This is a genomic window from Microbacterium sp. ET2 (assembly GCF_030347395.1).
In the GTDB taxonomy this organism is placed as follows: domain Bacteria; phylum Actinomycetota; class Actinomycetes; order Actinomycetales; family Microbacteriaceae; genus Microbacterium; species Microbacterium albipurpureum.
On record NZ_CP128170.1, the window covers coordinates 91,289 to 107,652 of the forward strand.

General features: G+C 69.3%; 10 protein-coding genes. 4 read left to right on the top strand and 6 right to left on the bottom strand.

What is annotated here, in order from left to right; genetic code table 11:
* Positions 1–28 precede the first annotated feature (28 nt).
* The 3 genes from gatB to gatC form a co-directional block, all read right to left on the bottom strand.
* Positions 29–1,543, bottom strand: a complete 1,515-nt coding sequence (gatB, locus tag QSU92_RS00455) for an Asp-tRNA(Asn)/Glu-tRNA(Gln) amidotransferase subunit GatB (RefSeq protein ID WP_289264073.1) — start codon at positions 1,541–1,543, stop codon at positions 29–31.
* On the bottom strand, positions 1,543–2,997 hold the full coding sequence (gatA, locus tag QSU92_RS00460; protein ID WP_289265965.1) for an Asp-tRNA(Asn)/Glu-tRNA(Gln) amidotransferase subunit GatA: 1,455 nt from the start codon (positions 2,995–2,997) through the stop codon (positions 1,543–1,545). The genes gatB and gatA overlap by 1 nt, the downstream gene beginning before the upstream one ends.
* Before the next feature lie 65 nt (positions 2,998–3,062).
* The gene (gene gatC, locus QSU92_RS00465) at positions 3,063–3,362 is read right to left on the bottom strand and encodes an Asp-tRNA(Asn)/Glu-tRNA(Gln) amidotransferase subunit GatC (protein WP_289264075.1); all 300 of its coding nucleotides are present in this window, start codon (positions 3,360–3,362) and stop codon (positions 3,063–3,065) included.
* An 86-nt stretch (positions 3,363–3,448) separates the two neighbouring features.
* Here gatC and QSU92_RS00470 point away from each other — a divergent pair, with 86 nt between their 5' ends.
* Positions 3,449–5,176 carry a long-chain-fatty-acid--CoA ligase gene (locus QSU92_RS00470; RefSeq protein WP_289264077.1) on the top strand — a complete coding sequence of 576 codons (1,728 nt, stop codon included), beginning with the start codon at positions 3,449–3,451 and terminating at the stop codon, positions 5,174–5,176.
* Here QSU92_RS00470 and ligA read toward each other — a convergent pair whose 3' ends face one another.
* The 3 genes from ligA to QSU92_RS00485 form a co-directional block, all read right to left on the bottom strand.
* Entirely contained in the window at positions 5,177–7,423 is a 2,247-nt protein-coding gene (gene ligA, locus QSU92_RS00475; RefSeq protein ID WP_289265967.1) for an NAD-dependent DNA ligase LigA, read from the bottom strand.
* Positions 7,424–7,527: 104 nt separating this feature from the next.
* Complete coding sequence (gene mnmA / locus QSU92_RS00480) at positions 7,528–8,634, bottom strand: tRNA 2-thiouridine(34) synthase MnmA (RefSeq protein WP_289264078.1); 1,107 nt, start codon at positions 8,632–8,634, stop codon at positions 7,528–7,530.
* A gap of 9 nt (positions 8,635–8,643) precedes the next feature.
* Positions 8,644–9,843 (bottom strand): cysteine desulfurase family protein, encoded by a 1,200-nt coding sequence (locus QSU92_RS00485; protein ID WP_289264080.1) that lies wholly within the window; start codon positions 9,841–9,843, stop codon positions 8,644–8,646.
* Positions 9,844–9,915: 72 nt separating this feature from the next.
* Here QSU92_RS00485 and glgX point away from each other — a divergent pair, with 72 nt between their 5' ends.
* The 3 genes from glgX to glgB are packed head-to-tail and all read left to right on the top strand — an operon-like array spanning position 9,916 to position 16,331.
* Positions 9,916–12,003 carry a glycogen debranching protein GlgX gene (glgX, locus tag QSU92_RS00490; protein ID WP_289264083.1) on the top strand — a complete coding sequence of 696 codons (2,088 nt, stop codon included), beginning with the start codon at positions 9,916–9,918 and terminating at the stop codon, positions 12,001–12,003.
* Between the two features lie 57 nt (positions 12,004–12,060).
* A complete protein-coding gene (locus QSU92_RS00495) occupies positions 12,061–14,148 on the top strand; it encodes an alpha-1,4-glucan--maltose-1-phosphate maltosyltransferase (protein WP_422880402.1) in 2,088 nt (695 codons plus the stop codon).
* Positions 14,145–16,331 (top strand): 1,4-alpha-glucan branching protein GlgB, encoded by a 2,187-nt coding sequence (gene glgB / locus QSU92_RS00500; protein ID WP_289264085.1) that lies wholly within the window; start codon positions 14,145–14,147, stop codon positions 16,329–16,331. Before QSU92_RS00495 ends, glgB begins: the two co-directional genes overlap by 4 nt.
* The last annotated feature ends 33 nt before the right edge of the window (positions 16,332–16,364 follow it).

Here is a 16,364-nt window from a genome sequence, read left to right on the forward strand (position 1 = left end):
CATTGTCGGCCGAGTCGCCGACATCCGGTCACTGGGACGCGCGCTCGAGGATCAGCTCGCGCACGCGCGCGGCATCCGCCTGTCCGCGCATCGCCTTCATCACCGCACCGATCACCGCTCCGGCGGCCTGGACCTTGCCGTCTCGGATCTTGTCCAGCACGTCCGGCTGGGCAGCCAGCGCCTCGTCGATCGCCGCGATCAACGCGGTGTCGTCCGAGACGACCGCGAGTCCCCGCGAGGCGACGACCTGCGCCGGGTCGCCTTCGCCGACGATGACCCCCTCGAGCACCTGGCGCGCGAGCTTGTCGGTCAGCGTCCCCTCATCGACGAGCCGCTGGAGCTCGGCGACCTGCGCAGGGGTGACGAGCTCGCCAGGTTCACGGCCGTCGGCATTGGCGATGCGGCTGATCTCGCTCATCCACCACTTCCGGGCGGCGGCAGGGGTGGCGCCGGCTGCGACGGTGGCCTCCACTTCGCTCAGGAGCCCGGCGTTCACCACCCCCCGGAACTCGATGTCGGCGAAACCCCAGTCCGACTTCAGACGCCGCCGGCGCACGACCGGCTGCTCCGGCAGGGCCGTCCGCAGCTCCTCGACGAGGGAGTCCGCGGGGGCGACGGGGAGCAGGTCGGGTTCCGGGAAGTAGCGGTAGTCGTCCGCGTCGGACTTCGGCCGACCCGGCGAGGTCGTGCCGGTGTCCTCGTGCCAGTGGCGCGTCTCCTGCGTGATCGTCCCGCCTGCGGCGAGGATCGCCGCTTGACGCTGGATCTCGTAGCGGACGGCCCGCTCGACAGACCGCATCGAGTTGACGTTCTTCGTCTCGGTGCGCGTTCCGAGTTTCTCCTGACCACGAGGACGCAGCGACACGTTGGCGTCGCAGCGCAGGTTTCCGCGCTCCATCCGCGCGTCCGAGATACCGAGTGCCAGCACGATGTCACGGATGGTCTGAACGTAGGCCTTGGCGATGTCGGGCGCCCGGTGCTCCGCTCCGAAGATCGGCTTGGTGACGATCTCCACCAGGGGCACGCCGGCGCGGTTGTAGTCGACGAGGGAGTATTCCGCACCCTGGATGCGACCGGTCGAACCACCGACGTGCGTGAGCTTGCCGGCGTCCTCCTCCATGTGAGCGCGCTCGATCGGGACGGTCACAACAGTTCCGTCCTCCAGCTCGACCTCGACCGACCCTTCGAACGCGATCGGCTCGTCGTACTGGGAGATTTGGTAGTTCTTGCCGAGGTCGGGGTAGAAGTAGTTCTTCCGCGCGAACCGGCTCGAGGGCGCGATCCGGCATCCGAGGGCGAGCCCGAGGCTGATCGAGGCGCGCACGGCCTCCTCGTTGACGACGGGCAGGGCCCCGGGAAGACCCATGTCGACCGGAGCGACCAGCGTGTTGGGCGCGGCGTCATGGTTGGCGCTGTGCGCCGGGTTGGGTGCCGCCGAGAACATCTTCGTGCGGGTGTTCAGTTCGACATGGACCTCGAACCCGAGCACAGGCTCGAAACGCTCGAGGGCTTCGTCGAAGTCCATCAGCTTGTCGCGACCCATCAGGCGACCCCTCCCCGCAGCGGCATGCGGTCCAGCAGCGGGCCGCCCCATTTCTCGACCAGCAGCGCCTCCACTGCCGCTCCCACCCGGTAGAGCCTGGCGTCCTCGCGCGCGGGGGCGAGGAACTGGATCCCCACCGGCAGCCCGTCCTCCGGCGCGAGGCCCGCGGGAATCGAGATGCCGGGGACGCCCGCGAGGTTCGCCGGAATGGTGGTGACGTCGTTGAGGTACATCTGCAGCGGATCGTCGACCTTCTCACCCAGCCGGAAGGCGGTCGTGGGAGCCGAGGGCGTGGCCAGCACGTCGACCTGCGCGAAGGCGGCGTCGAAGTCGGACTGGATGAGGGTGCGCACCTTCTGGGCGCTGCCGTAGTAGGCGTCGTAGTAGCCCGCGGACAGCGCATAGGTCCCGAGGATGACGCGTCGCTTCACCTCGTCGCCGAAGCCTGCCTCGCGCGTGGCCGCCATGACCTCTTCGACGGTCGCCCCGGCGTGGGGGATCACGCGCATACCGAACCGCACCGAGTCGAATTTCGCCAGATTGCTCGATGCCTCTGCGGGAAGGATGAGGTAGTAGGCGGCGACTCCGTACTCGAAATGCGGAGCGCTGACCTCCACGATCTCGGCGCCCTGCGCCGCCATGGCGTCGAGGGCGGCGCGGAAGCGCGACGAGACGCCCGTCTGGAATCCGCTGTCGGGGAGCTCGGAGATGACACCGACCCGGAGTCCGCGCAGGACCTCGCCCGACGCGCCGTCGCGCGCCGCGGCGGCGAAGGACGGCCAGCTCTCCTCGAGAGACGTGGCATCGTGCGGGTCGTGACCGCCGATGACGTCGTGGAGGAGGCCGGCGTCGAGAACCGTCCGCGTCACGGGGCCGACCTGGTCGAGGCTCGACGCCAACGCGATGGCGCCGTATCGGGACACTCCTCCGTAGGTCGGCTTCATCCCCACCGTTCCGGTGACGTGCGCGGGCTGGCGGATCGAGCCGCCGGTATCGGATCCGAGGGCCAGGGGCGCCTCGAACGCCGCGACCGCTGCGGCCGAGCCGCCACCGGACCCGCCGGGAATCCGCTCGAGATCCCAGGGATTGCGCGTGGGTCCGTACGCGGAGTGCTCCGTGGAGGAGCCCATCGCGAACTCGTCCATGTTCGTCTTGCCGAGGGGGACCAGGCCGGCGGCACGGGAGCGCGCCACCACCGTGGCGTCGTACGGGGACATGTACCCCTCGAGGATCCGCGATCCGCTGGTCGAGGGCATGTCGGTCGTCACCAGGACGTCCTTGATCGCCAGGGGCACACCCGCCAGCGGGCCGAGCTCCTCGCCCGCGGCTCGCCGACGGTCGATGTCGGCTGCCACCTCGAGAGCGCGATCGTTGACGTGGAGGAAGGCGTGCACATCCCCGTCGACCTCGCGGATGCGGTCGAGATGCGCGCTGGTCGCCTCGACGCTGGACATCTCGCCGGTGCTCAGCCGCGACGCCAGATCAGCGGCGGTGAGACGGATGATCTCTCCGGCGGCGCTCACTGCTCCTCCCCCAGGATGGCGGTGACCCGGAAGCGGTTGTCCGCGGCCTCAGGGGCGTTCTGCAGGACCTGTTCGATGGTCAGGACGTCGGCGGGGGCATCCTTCCGGAAGACGTTCTGCAGGGGAATGGGGTGGCTGGTGGCCACGACATCGGCGGTCGCGACCTCGGACACCTTCGCGATGTTGTCGACGATCACGTCGAGCTGGCCGGTGAGGCGCGCCACCTCCCCTTCACTCAGCTGGATGCGGGCGAGCACGCCGAGGTGGCGGACGAGATCGGGTGTGATTTCAGACACCCGATCAGTTTAGGTGCTCGCCCCGCCGGCCTCCGGCCCACGACGGACGACCGGAGGTGCCGTCACACGGCCGTAGAGTGTCGGGCGTGACGACGTACGACCCGCCCCGTCCGTGGATCGCCAGCTACGCCGAGGGGGTTCCCTCCGACCTCTCCGACGTCTCGGGGTCGCTGGTCGACATCATCGACACCGCTGCACGGGAGAACCCGGATGCGCCGGCGCTGGAGTTCTTCGGCCGAGAGACGACCTACCGGCAGCTCCACGGGCAGATCGTCGCAGCCGCCGAAGGATTGCGTCGCCGCGGGGTGAAAGCAGGCGATGCGGTGGCGATCGTGCTGCCGAACTGCCCGCAGCACATCGTCGCCTTCTATGCCGTCCTGCGGCTGGGTGCGGTCGTCGTGGAACACAACCCGCTCTACACCGCGCGAGAGCTGCGCACCCAGTTCCAGGATCACGGAGCTCGCCACGCGATCGTCTGGAGCAAGGTCGTCGACACCGTTCGGGCGTTCCCCGACGACCTCAGGGTCCAGACGCTGGTGTCGGTCGAGATCCGTCGCGCCATGCCGTGGCGCACCCGTGTCGCCCTGCGCCTCCCCATCGCGCGAGCGCGTGAGGCGCGGAAGGCTCTGGATTCCCCCGTCTCCCGGCGAACAGCGTCGGTGGATCGATGGGAAGACCTGACCACCGCCGGTCCGCTCGCCCCCGATCACGCGGGGCCCGCCACCGACGATCTCGCGATCCTGCAGTACACCAGCGGAACGACCGGCTCGCCCAAGGGCGTGCGACTCACTCACCGCAACCTCCTCGCCAATGCGACGCAGGCGCGCGCCTGGGTGCCGGGGATCACCCGCGGAGAGGGATGCGTCGTCTACGCCGTCCTTCCGATGTTCCACGCGTACGGTCTCACGCTGTGTGTGACCTTCGCCATGTCGATGGCCGCGCGGCTGGTCCTGTTCCCCCGATTCGATCCCCAGCTCGTGCTGGAGGTGACCAAGAAGCGTCCCGCGACCTTCCTTCCCCTCGTTCCCCCGATCGCCGAGCGGCTGCTCTCGGCCGCCGAGGCGGCAGGCATCTCCCTGGAGGGGACACAGGTCGCCATCTCGGGAGCGATGGCGCTCCCGCACGACCTGGTCGTGCCCTTCGAGCGCGCGAGCGGCGGCTACCTCGTCGAAGGCTACGGACTCAGCGAGTGCTCCCCGGTCCTCATGGCCAACCCCGTCGCGACCTACCGCAAGCCTGGAACCGTCGGTCTTCCCCTGCCGGGAACCGAGTGCCGGGTGGTGGATCCCGACGACCCTCACACCGATGTACCGCACGGCCAGCCGGGCGAGCTCGTCGTGCGTGGACCACAGGTGTTCGACGGGTACCACGGACGACCGGAGGAGACCGAGCAGGTCTTCGTCGACGGCTGGTTCCGCACCGGTGACATCGTCGAGATCGACGACGAGGGCTTCGTCAGGATCGTCGACCGGATCAAGGAGCTCATCATCACCGGCGGTTTCAACGTGGCCCCCACGGAGGTCGAGAACGTCCTGCGCCAGCATCCGCGGGTGAGCGACGCGGCCGTGGTCGGTCTTCCCTCACGTCACTCGGGCGAGGATGTCGTCGCCGCGGTCGTCGTGTCGGGTGAGGCCCCTCTCGACCCCGAAGAGGTTCGCGACTTCGCGCGGGGGATCCTCACCGCATACAAGGTGCCGCGCCGGGTGGTCGTCGTCGAGGAGCTGCCGCGATCGCTCATCGGCAAAGTTCAGCGTCGCCAGGTGCGGGCGCAGCTTCTCGAGGCGTCGGAGGCCGGTCGAGCCGACGCCGTCTGATCACGACGAGGAGTCATCCGCGTCCGGGAGCGCGGCGGGCCCTTCGGTCACGAGCAGATGGAACTGCTCGGCGTCGATGATCCGCACGCCGAGTTCCTCGGCCTTCGCCAGCTTCGACCCGGCGCCCGGACCGGCTGCCACGAAATCGGTCTTCTTCGACACCGACGACGCCGCCTTTCCTCCGGCGCGCAGGATCGCTTCTTGCGCGCCCTCCCGCGTGTAGCCCTCGAGAGCCCCGGTGGCGACGACGGTGACACCGTCCAGGACGCCGCCGGCGGCGGCCGCGGCTCCCGGACCCGGATGACCCGGGGTTGCGAGCTGAGCGCCCGCCGCCTCCCAGCGCTCGACGATGTCGCGGTGCCAGTCGACGGCGAACCACTCCGTCACCGCGTCCGCGATGATGCCGCCGACGCCATCGACGGCGGCGAGGTCATCGCGCGATGCTTCCCGGATGGCGCGGATCGAACCGAACCACTGCGCCAGGGCGCGCGCCGCGACCGGACCGACGTGGCGGATGCTGAGGGCCACGAGAAAACGCCAGAGCTCCTTCGTCTTGGCGCGTTCGAGATTGACCAGGAGTTCCTGGGCTGCCCGCGAGATGATCTGGCCGGCATCTCCGTCGAACTCGCCGTCGGGATCGAACGGCGGATCGGACTTCTTGCGCTGACGGCGGAACGGCGACCGGGTGTCGGCTGTCCCGTCTTCCAGCAGGCGCGGCAGTCCCGTCTCCGCATCGCGCACCACGACGTCGATCGGGAAGAGATCGGCGGCCGTGAGGTCGAACAGGCCGGCCTCGGTGACAAGCGGCGGGATCTCCGGTCGGACGGGCTGGGTGAGCGCGGCCGCGGAGACCTCCCCCAGCCCCTCGATGTCCAGGGCGCCCCGGGACCCGATGTGCTCGACACGTCCCCTCACCTGCGCAGGGCAGGATCGCGAGTTCGGGCAGCGCAGATCGATGTCCCCCTCCTTGGCGGGCGCGAGAGGCGAGCCGCACTCGGGACACCGCTGCGGCATCACGAACTCCCGCTCGCTGCCGTCGCGAAGCTCCACTACAGGACCGAGCACCTCGGGGATGACGTCCCCCGCCTTGCGCAGCACGACGGTGTCGCCGATCAGCACACCCTTCGCCTTGACGACGTCCTGGTTGTGCAGCGTCGCCTGCCGAACGACCGAGCCGGCGACCTGCGCCGGCGCCATCACGGCGAACGGCGTGGCCCGACCGGTGCGGCCGACCGACACCACGATGTCGAGCAGCGTGGTGTTGACCTGTTCGGGGGGGTACTTGTACGCGATGGCCCAGCGCGGGGCGCGGCTGGTGGCGCCCAGCTCGTCGTGGAGAGCGAGGTCGTCGACCTTGACCACGATCCCGTCGATCTCGTGCTCCACGTCATGGCGGTGCTCGCCGTAGTGGCGGATGAACGCGGCGGCCTCCGCGGCGTCATCCGCGACCCGGAAATAACTGCTGACGGGGAGCCCCCAGCCCTCCAGCAGGCGGTAGACCTCGCTCTGCGCGGCCACCGGCGGGTCGGCCCAGGCGCCGATGCCGTGCACCGTCATCCGCAGTCGACTCAGGCGCTCGGTCATGGCGCGCAGCTGACGCTCGGACTTCCCCTCGGCCTTCTGCCGCAGCGATCCCGATGCCGCATTGCGGGGATTGGCGAAGAGGCGGTCGCCCTGCGCCTGCTGGAACGCGTTGAGCGCGGTGAAATCGGCGACCGTGAAGAAGACCTCGCCGCGGACCTCGACGAGGTCGGGGTGCCCGGTGCCGGACAGCACGGCGGGGATCGTACCGATGCGGCGCACGTTCTCGGTGACGTCCTCGCCGACACGTCCATCGCCGCGGGTGGCGGCGCTGGTGAGCCTGCCCCGTTCGTACCGGAGCGACAGCGCGAGGCCGTCGATCTTCAACTCGCAGAGGTATCGGACGCCGCGTCCGGCGTCGCGCTCGACCCGTGTGGTCCAGGCGAGGAACTCCTCCTCGCTGAAGACGTTGTCCAGACTCAGCATGCGCTCGGCGTGGGTGACGGGATCGAAGAGGGTCGCCGAAGCCGCACCGACGCTCTGGGTGGGCGAATCCTGGCCCTGGAGCTCGGGATGGAGCCGCTCGATCTGCTCCAGCTCGTGCATCCACGCGTCGTAGGTGGCATCGTCGACGACCTGGGCTTCCTCGCCGTAGTAGGCGTCGCGGGCCCGGAGGATCTGGTCCGTCAGCTCCTCGGCCCGTGCCCGTGCCGCCGCCGGCGTCATCGACACCTGATCCTCGTCGACACGGAGGGGGTCTTCCGGGCTGCTCACCGCGTCTGTCACGCCGTCAGTCTAGGCAGTGCCTCCGACACCCCAGCGGAGATCCGTCAGGAGACGACCGTCTCGACGGGAGCCGCCGAGACCGTGCGCGCGATGGTGAACTGCCCGATGACCCGAGTGCCTTCGTAGAGCACAGCGGTCTGTCCGGGCGCGACGCCGTCGAACGGCTGATCCGGCGTGACCTCGATCTCCCTGCCGTCGAAGCGGGCGCCTGCCGGAACCGGGTCGGCATGCGCACGGATCTGCACGTGGCACGCGAACTCTCCCGTCACCGGCGGCCGGGTGGCCCAGCTGAGACGGTCGCCGGCGATGCGGGCGGTGGCCAGCGCCTCCTTCGGCCCCACGACGACGGTGTTCGAAACGGGCCGCACCTCCAGGACGAATCGGGGCTTGCCGTCCGCAGCGGGGACACCCAGCGCCAGCCCTCGTCGCTGACCGACCGTGTAGGCGTGGGCGCCGTCGTGCCGACCGACCACGTCGCCTGAGCGGTCGACGATGTCGCCGGCGGTCGCCCCGACCCGCTCGGCGAGCCAGCCGCGCGTGTCGCCGTCGGGGATGAAGCAGATGTCGTAACTGTCGGGCTTCTGCGCCACCGTCAAACCGCGGCGCTCCGCTTCGGCGCGCACGACGGCCTTGGACGGAGTGTCGCCGAGGGGGAAGAGCGAGTGAGCGAGCTGGTCGGGGGTGAGAACCCCGAGCACGTACGACTGATCCTTGGCGGCATCCGAGGCTCGGTGAAGCTCCCGCCCCGACGGGGTGTCGACGAGCCGCGCGTAGTGCCCCGTGCACACCGCGTCGAACCCGAGTTCGACGGCCCGCTCGAGCAGCGCGGCGAACTTTATGCGCTCGTTGCACCGCATGCAGGGGTTCGGTGTGCGACCGGCCCGGTACTCCGTCACGAAATCCTCGATCACGTCCTCGCGGAACCGCTCGGAGAAGTCCCATACGTAGAACGGGAATCCGAGCAGATCCGCGGCGCGGCGGGCGTCCATCGCATCCTCGATGGTGCAGCAGCCCCGACTCCCGGTGCGGAGGGTGCCCCCCGCCCGTGAGAGCGCCAGGTGCACACCGACGACGTCGTGCCCCGCATCGACCATGCGGGCCGCAGCGACGGCGGAATCCACGCCCCCGCTCATCGCCGCCAGTACTCGCATCCCTCCAGTCTACGAAGGAGTCGCTGAGCGGAGTCCGGATGCCGCTCGCGCGCGTTCGACCGCCTCGGGCAGGTGCCGGAGCACCGCGTCGACATCGGAGGCGGTGCTCGTCGTCCCGAGCGAGAATCGCAGGACCTGGCGCGCCTCGACGGGGGACCGGCCGAGGGCCAGGACGACGTGCGACGGCTCGGCGACCCCGGCCTGGCAGGCCGATCCGGTCGACACCGCGATCCCCGACCGATCCAGGAGGAACAGCAGCGTCTCCCCCGCCGCTCCGGGGAAGAGCACATGGACGTTCCCCGCGAGCCGCGGGGTCGATCCGTCCGCGGGCGGGCCGAGGACCTCCGCGCCGGTGACTGTCGCGCGGATGCCGCGGACCAGGCGGTCGGACAGTTCGCGCACCCGCTCCTGCTCGTGCTCACGCTCCGCCTCAGCAGCATCCAACGCCGCGGCGAAGGCGACGCTGCCGGCGACGTCCTGGGTACCGGCCCGAAGCCCCCGCTGCTGGCCGCCGCCGTGAAGGAGCGGCTCGATCCGCGCGTGGCGCGAGACCACGAGGGCGCCCACGCCGACCGGGCCCCCCACCTTGTGCGCGGCGACGCTGAGTGCCACCAGCCCCGCCGAACCGGTCACCGCGCCTCGCCAGGCGTGGAAGGACACCGGCACGCGTCCGAGCGCCGCGACCGCGTCCACGTGGAAGGGGACACCAGCCGCGGAGGCCGCGGCAGCGAGGGCGGCGACGTCGTTGACGGCGCCGACCTCGTTGTTCGCCGCGAGCGCCGTCGCCACCGCCGCGCCTTCGGCGGCGACGGCGAACTCCGTCACATCGATGCGCCCGATCCCATCGAGCGGCACGGCCCGCACCTGGGCGCCCGCGAACCGCGACAGCCAATCGACGGCATCGAGGGTCGCGTGGTGCTCGCCGTCGGGCAGGACGACGGCCTCGGCACCGGCGGGCCTTGCCCACCACAATCCCTTCAGGGCCAGATTCACCGCTTCGGTCCCACCCGATGTGAACACGATCTCGATGGGATCGGCATCGAGAAGAGCCGCCACGCGCTCCCTGGCATCCTCGAGAAGGCGACGGGCAGCCTGTCCGGCGCCGTGGATGGAGGACGGATTGCCGACGGCCTCGTGCGCGCGCAGCCACGCCTCGCGCGCTTCGGGACGCAGAGGGCTCGTCGCCGCGTGATCGAGGTACACCGTCATCGCCGAGCACCTCCCTCCCCGTCAGGACGAGCCGTCATCGTCGGGTTACATGCGCTTACTATCGTAGATCGCATGGTCAGCATCGACCCCCTCGCCCCCACTTCCACCCCCGCCGCCCTGCTGAGCCCGCATCTGGACGATCTGGGGGTGACGCAGGGACCCGACGGAGGAACCCTCCGGGTCTGGTCCGCACACGCCGACGCCGTCGAGCTCGTGCTCTTCGACCGCGACGACATCGACTGGATCGTCGCGACCGCCTCCCTCCTTCCCGAAGGGGGTGGCGTGTGGTCGGTGACCACTCCGCTGCTTCACCCGGGCGCCCGGTACGCCCTGCGCGTGGACGGTCCTGTCGCACCGGGCAGCGTCTTCAACAGCGCCACCCTGCTGACCGATCCGTACGCGCGCGGGGTCGTCGGAAGCGGCCTGGAGGACTGGCGCTGCGTCGTCATCGACGGCGGCTTCGACTGGGGCGGCGTGCCCAAGCCCGGCATCCCCCTCGACCGCACCGTCATCTACGAGGGTCATGTCAAGGGGCTGACCAAGCGTCATCCGGGTATCCCCGCCGCCCTCCACGGCACGTATGCGGGGCTCGCCCACCCCGCGATGATCGAGCACCTGCTCAGCCTGGGGGTGACGAGTGTCGAGCTGCTCCCGATCCACGCCTTCGCCTCCGAGCCGCGCCTGCTGCAGCACGGTCTTTCGAACTACTGGGGCTACAACACCGTCAACTTCTTCAGCCCGCATGCCGCCTACGCCACCCTCGAGGCTCAGCGCCAGGGTCCCGAAGCGGTGCTCCGCGAAGTGAAGGGCATGGTGCGGCTGCTGCACGAGGCCGGCATCGAAGTGCTCCTCGATGTCGTGTACAACCACACCGCCGAAGAGGGCATCGGCGGTCCCCGGTCGAGTCTGCGCGGCATCGACAACCGGTCGTACTACCGGCAGCAGGACGACGGCACCTACATCGATGTGACCGGATGCGGCAACAGCGTGAACACCGCGACGGATGCCGCGGCTCGCCTGGTGCTCGATTCCCTCCGGTACTGGGCCCGCGACGTGCAGATCGACGGATTCCGCTTCGACCTGGCGGTCACCCTGGGGCGCGATGCCGGGCACGCCTTCACACCCGACCATCCGCTCCTCCAAGCCATCGTCGACGATCCGGCGCTGGCGGATGTCAAGAAGATCGTCGAGCCATGGGACGTCGGTCTGGGCGGCTGGCAGACGGGCAATTTCGCTCCCGGCTGGCACGAATGGAACGACCGCTACCGCGACCGCGTGCGCAATTTCTGGCTGAGCGACATCGACTACGCCCGACGGGCCTCGACGTCGCCGGTCGGCATCGGCGGGTTCGCCACCCGGCTGGCCGGATCGTCGAACACCTTCAGCGAGGAACGCGGACCTCTCGCGAGCGTCAACTTCGTCACCGCGCACGACGGTTTCACCCTTCGCGACCTGGTGTCGTACGACGTCAAGCACAACCTCGGCAACGGGGAGCAGAACCGGGACGGCGCCGACACGAACCGCTCGTTCAACCACGGGGCGGAAGGGCGCACCGACGACCAGACGATCCTCGCCACCCGCCGTCGCGCGATGCGCAACCTCCTCGGCACCCTGCTGCTGTCGGCGGGGATCCCGATGCTGACGGCAGGCGACGAGTTCGGCCGCACGCAGCGAGGGAACAACAACGCCTACTGCCACGACTCGCCGCTGACCTGGCTGTCCTGGGAGCACGCCCCCTGGCAGGAAGACCTCCTCTCGCACGTGCAGACCCTCACGAGGCTGCGTCGGGAGAACCCTGCGCTGCGTCCGATCCGGTTCGCCCGGCTGGGCGAGCGCATCCCTTCGGCCACCGTGATGGAGTGGTACGACGAAACCGGGCAGACCATGTCGCCCGAGCGGTGGACCGACCCCGGCCACCGCACGCTTCAGTACGTCGCTGCCTCGACCCCCGAGAACGAGCCGTTCAACCGGGTGCTCCTCGTCGTCCATGGTGTGGAGCGCCCGACAACGGTCACCCTTCCCGAACTCGAACAGGCCGAGCGCTTCGTCTCGCTGTGGTCGAGCGCCGATGAGGATCCTTCCGCGCATGAAGGTGTCTTCGCACCCGGTGACGTTCTGGAGATCCCCCCGACGAGCATGCGGCTGTTTCGCGTTGAATGATCTGCGGCCCAAGCGCAAGCCCTGGGGTCCGCTGATGGTGCGCGGTAGGTTCGAGTGGTGGCCACGACGACTCGTTCCCCCCGCTCCCGTCCCTGGCGCTCGGCATCGGCGATCCCGGTGCGCGCCGTCCTCCCCGCCACCGCGCCAGCGCCCACGGTGACGCCGCGCATCCCCCTGGCGCTCCCCTCTCCCAGCGTTCCGGGCGGCCGGTACCGGCCGTCCGCGTACGTCGGCGACGCCGTCCCGTTCACTGTGACCGCCTTCCGTGAAGGACACGATGCGATCGGCGTGCAGGTGAGGCTCTTCTCCCCCTCGGAGGAGGAGTCCCTTCACCGGCTCACACCGCTGAACGACGGCTTCGACCGCTGGACGACAACGATCGCCCCCCTCGAGACCGGGGTCTGGCGCTTCCGGTTCGAGGCCTTCAGCGACGACTTCGCCACCTGGCGGCACGCCGCCGACATCAAGCTCGCCGCCGGCCTCGACCCCTTCGTCATGCGCGAGTCCGGTGCGCGCCTTTTCGACACCGCCGCCGCCGAGAAGGACCGCAGCGCAGCCGAGCGCAAGCTGCTCGCAGCCTCCGCCGCGCGGATGCGCGACGCCGACGTCTCCGACGCGCAGGCCTTGGAGATCGTCCGCGATGAGCGGATCGCCGCGCTGTTCGCCTCCCGTCCGACCTCTGCGATCGTCAGCGCCGGGGAGGAGATGGAACTGCTCGTCGAGCGCGAGCGAGCCGGTGTCGGGGCGTGGTACGAGTTCTTCCCGCGCTCCGAGGGCGCCACGCGCAACGACGACGGCTCGGTCACCAGCGGAACGCTGCGAACCGCCATCGAACGACTCCCGGGCGTGGCCGGGATGGGGTTCGACGTCATCTACCTCCCGCCCATCCACCCGATCGGAACCACCAACCGTAAGGGCAGGAACAACAGCCTCACCTCCGAGCCGGGCGACCCCGGCTCTCCGTACGCCATCGGATCCCCTGAGGGCGGACACGACGCCATCCACCCCGATTTGGGCACCGAGTCCGACTTCGTCGCCTTCGTCGAGGCCGCGCGGGGGCACGGCCTCGAAGTCGCGCTCGACCTCGCGCTGAACGCCTCTCCGGATCATCCGTGGGTCACCGAGCACCCGGAGTGGTTCACCACCCTCCCCGACGGCTCGATCGCCTTCGCAGAGAACCCGCCGAAGAAGTACCAGGACATCTATCCGCCGAACTTTGACAACGACCCTGCGGGGATCTATGCGGAGATCCTGCGCGTCGTGCAGCACTGGGTGGGACTCGGGGTGAAGATCTTCCGGGTCGACAACCCCCACACCAAGCCCGTGCAGTTCTGGGAGTGGCTGATCGGAACGGTCAATCAGGCCGACCCCGACGTCATCTTCCTCTCCGAGGCCTTCACCCGTCCGGCGATGATGCGGGGCCTGGCGATGGCCGGGTTCCAGCAGAGCTACACCTACTTCACCTGGCGCAACAGCAAGACGGAGCTGGAGGAGTTCTTCACGTCGATCTCGCATGAGACGTCGGACTTCATGCGGCCGAACCTGTTTGTCAACACCCATGACATCCTCACCGAGTACCTGCAGTACGGCGGACGACCGGGATACCGGATCCGCGCCGCCCTCGCGGCGACGGCGTCACCGACCTGGGGGGTCTACGCCGGGTACGAGCTGTTCGAGAACGTGGCCCGTCCGGGCTCGGAGGAGAACATCGACAACGAGAAGTACGAGTACAAGTTCCGAGACTGGGACGGCGCCGAGGCCCGTGGCGACTCCCTCGCGCCGTGGCTCCGGCGCCTCAACGAGATCCGGCGCGCGCACCCGGCGCTCCGGCAGCTGCGCAACCTCGACGTGCACTGGAGCGATGACGAGGCGATCCTGGTGTATTCCAAGCATCTGGATGCCGCGCTGTCGCCGACGGGCGAATCCGACACCATCCTGGTGGTGGTCAACGTCGACCCGCACTCCACCCGTCAGACCATGGTCCACCTCGACACCCGTGTGTGGGGCGTGGCGCCCGGAGACCCCTTCGAGGTCGAGGACCTCGTGACCGGGGCCCGCTGGACGTGGTCGGATCACAACTTCGTGCGCCTGGACGCCTTCACCGAACCGGTGCACATCCTCCACATCGCAAAGGACCGCGCATGACCGCCACTCCCCCGCCCCTCGACACCGGCCTTCTCGACGCCGTCTCCCACGGCGCGCACCACGATCCGCATTCGGTGCTCGGAATCCACACACTGGGGACCGAGGGAAGGGGGGCGGTCATCAGAACCCGCCGCCCCCTGGCCGAGAGCGTCATCGCCGTGTTCGACGACGGTACCCGTGTGCCGTTGACCCATCGCCACGCCGGCATCTGGGAGGGCGTGTGCACCTCGCGACCGGCCGGATACGTCATCACCGCCACGTACCCGGACGGCTCGGAGTACACCGCCGACGACCCCTACCGGCACGGTCCGACGATCGGCGAACTCGATCTCCATCTCGTCGGTGAGGGCCGCCACGAGGAACTGTGGAACGCCCTCGGAGCGCATCTTCGCACCCACGACGGCGTCGCCGGTGCGTCCTTCGCCGTGTGGGCGCCGAACGCGCAGGCCGTCCGGGTGGTGGGCGATTTCAACAACTGGGACGGCACCGGCCACGCGATGCGGTCGATGGGCGGCAGCGGGGTCTGGGAGCTGTTCGTTCCCGACCTGGTCGCCGGCGTCCGCTACAAGTTCGAGATCCTCTCCCGTCACGGCGCCTGGGTGATGAAGGCAGACCCGATGGCGCGTCGCGCGGAGATCGCTCCCGGCACGGCCTCGATCATCGAGGACTCCTCCTTCTCGTGGGGCGACGGCGCGTGGATGAAGGAGCGTGCCGCATCCCGCCCCGCGGAGAGCGCGATGTCGATCTACGAGCTTCACTTCGGCTCGTGGCGTCCCGGGCTGTCGTATCGCGAGGCCGCCGATCCGCTCATCGCCTATCTGACCGAGCAGGGCTTCACGCATGTCGAGTTCATGCCCCTCGCGGAGCACCCTTTCGGCGGATCCTGGGGATATCAGGTCACCGGCTATTTCGCCCCGACGGGTCGCTTCGGCACGCCGGATGACCTTCGGTATCTGATCGACCGCCTGCATCAGGCGAACATCGGCGTCATCATGGACTGGGTTCCCGGCCACTTCCCCAAGGACGATTGGGCTCTGGCGCGCTTCGACGGCGAGCCCCTGTACGAGCACGCCGACCCGCGGCGCGGCGAGCACAAGGACTGGGGCACCTACATCTTCGACTACGGCCGGCGCGAGGTGCGCAACTTCCTGGTCGCCAACGCGCTCTACTGGCTGCAGGAGTTCCATGTCGACGGCCTCCGTGTCGACGCGGTCGCCTCGATGCTGTACCTGGACTATTCGCGGAACGAAGGCGAGTGGCTCCCCAACATCTACGGCGGCCGCGAGAACCTCGACGCCATCGCGTTCCTGCAGGAGGTCAACGCCACCGCCTACCGGCGCTATCCCGGAATCTCGATGATCGCCGAGGAGTCCACCAGCTTCCCGGGCGTGACCGCGCCCACCAGCCACGCCGGTCTCGGGTTCGGATTCAAGTGGAACATGGGGTGGATGAACGACTCGTTGCAGTACATCGGCCGGGATCCGATGTACCGCAGCCACCACGAGGGCGAGATGTCGTTCTCGTTCGTCTACGCGTTCAGCGAGAACTACATCCTGCCGATCAGCCACGACGAGGTCGTCCACGGCAAGGGCAGCCTCTTCCAGCGCATGCCGGGTGATCACTGGCAGAAGCTGGCGAACATGCGCGCCTACCTCGCATACATGTGGGGCCACCCCGGCAAGCAGCTGCTGTTCATGGGCCAGGAGTTCGGTCAGCTGTCCGAGTGGTCGGAGTCACGGGGTCTGGATTGGTGGCTGCTCGAGCAGCCACCGCACCGGCAGCTGCAGGACTTCGTCGCCCAGCTGAATCGGCAGTACCGTGCCCACTCGGCCCTGTGGTCGCGGGATGCCGACGGGTCGGCGTTCCACCGCCTGGGGGCGCCGTCGTGGGATCCCAACGTCATCGCGTTCTCGCGCCGCGACCACCATGGCAACACCGTCGCAGTGATCGCCAACTTCTCCGGTGTTCCGGTTCAGCCGTTCACGCTCGATCTGCCGGCCGCCGGTGTGTGGGAGGAGGTCCTCAACTCCGACGCCGCTGAGTACGGCGGTTCGGGCGTGGGAAACATGGGCGTCGTGCATGCCGATGACAACGGCCGCGCGTCCATGGTCCTTCCCCCTCTCGGCGTGCTCTGGCTGCGCCACCGCACTCCCGCGCACATCCCCTCCCCGACCCGGGGCTGACATGACGGAGGGGGCGGGCAGCAGCTCGCCCCC

Coding starts and splice junctions, on each gene's coding strand:
- gatB (WP_289264073.1), bottom strand. CDS start 1,543: ATGGGTCGCGACAAGCTGATGGACTTCGACGAAGCCCTCGAGCGTTTC.
- mnmA (WP_289264078.1), bottom strand. CDS start 8,634: ATGCGAGTACTGGCGGCGATGAGCGGGGGCGTGGATTCCGCCGTCGCT.
- QSU92_RS00485 (WP_289264080.1), bottom strand. CDS start 9,843: ATGACGGTGTACCTCGATCACGCGGCGACGAGCCCTCTGCGTCCCGAA.
- gatA (WP_289265965.1), bottom strand. CDS start 2,997: ATGTCCAGCGTCGAGGCGACCAGCGCGCATCTCGACCGCATCCGCGAG.
- glgB (WP_289264085.1), top strand. CDS start 14,145: ATGACCGCCACTCCCCCGCCCCTCGACACCGGCCTTCTCGACGCCGTC.
- ligA (WP_289265967.1), bottom strand. CDS start 7,423: ATGACGCCGGCGGCGGCACGGGCACGGGCCGAGGAGCTGACGGACCAG.
- glgX (WP_289264083.1), top strand. CDS start 9,916: ATGGTCAGCATCGACCCCCTCGCCCCCACTTCCACCCCCGCCGCCCTG.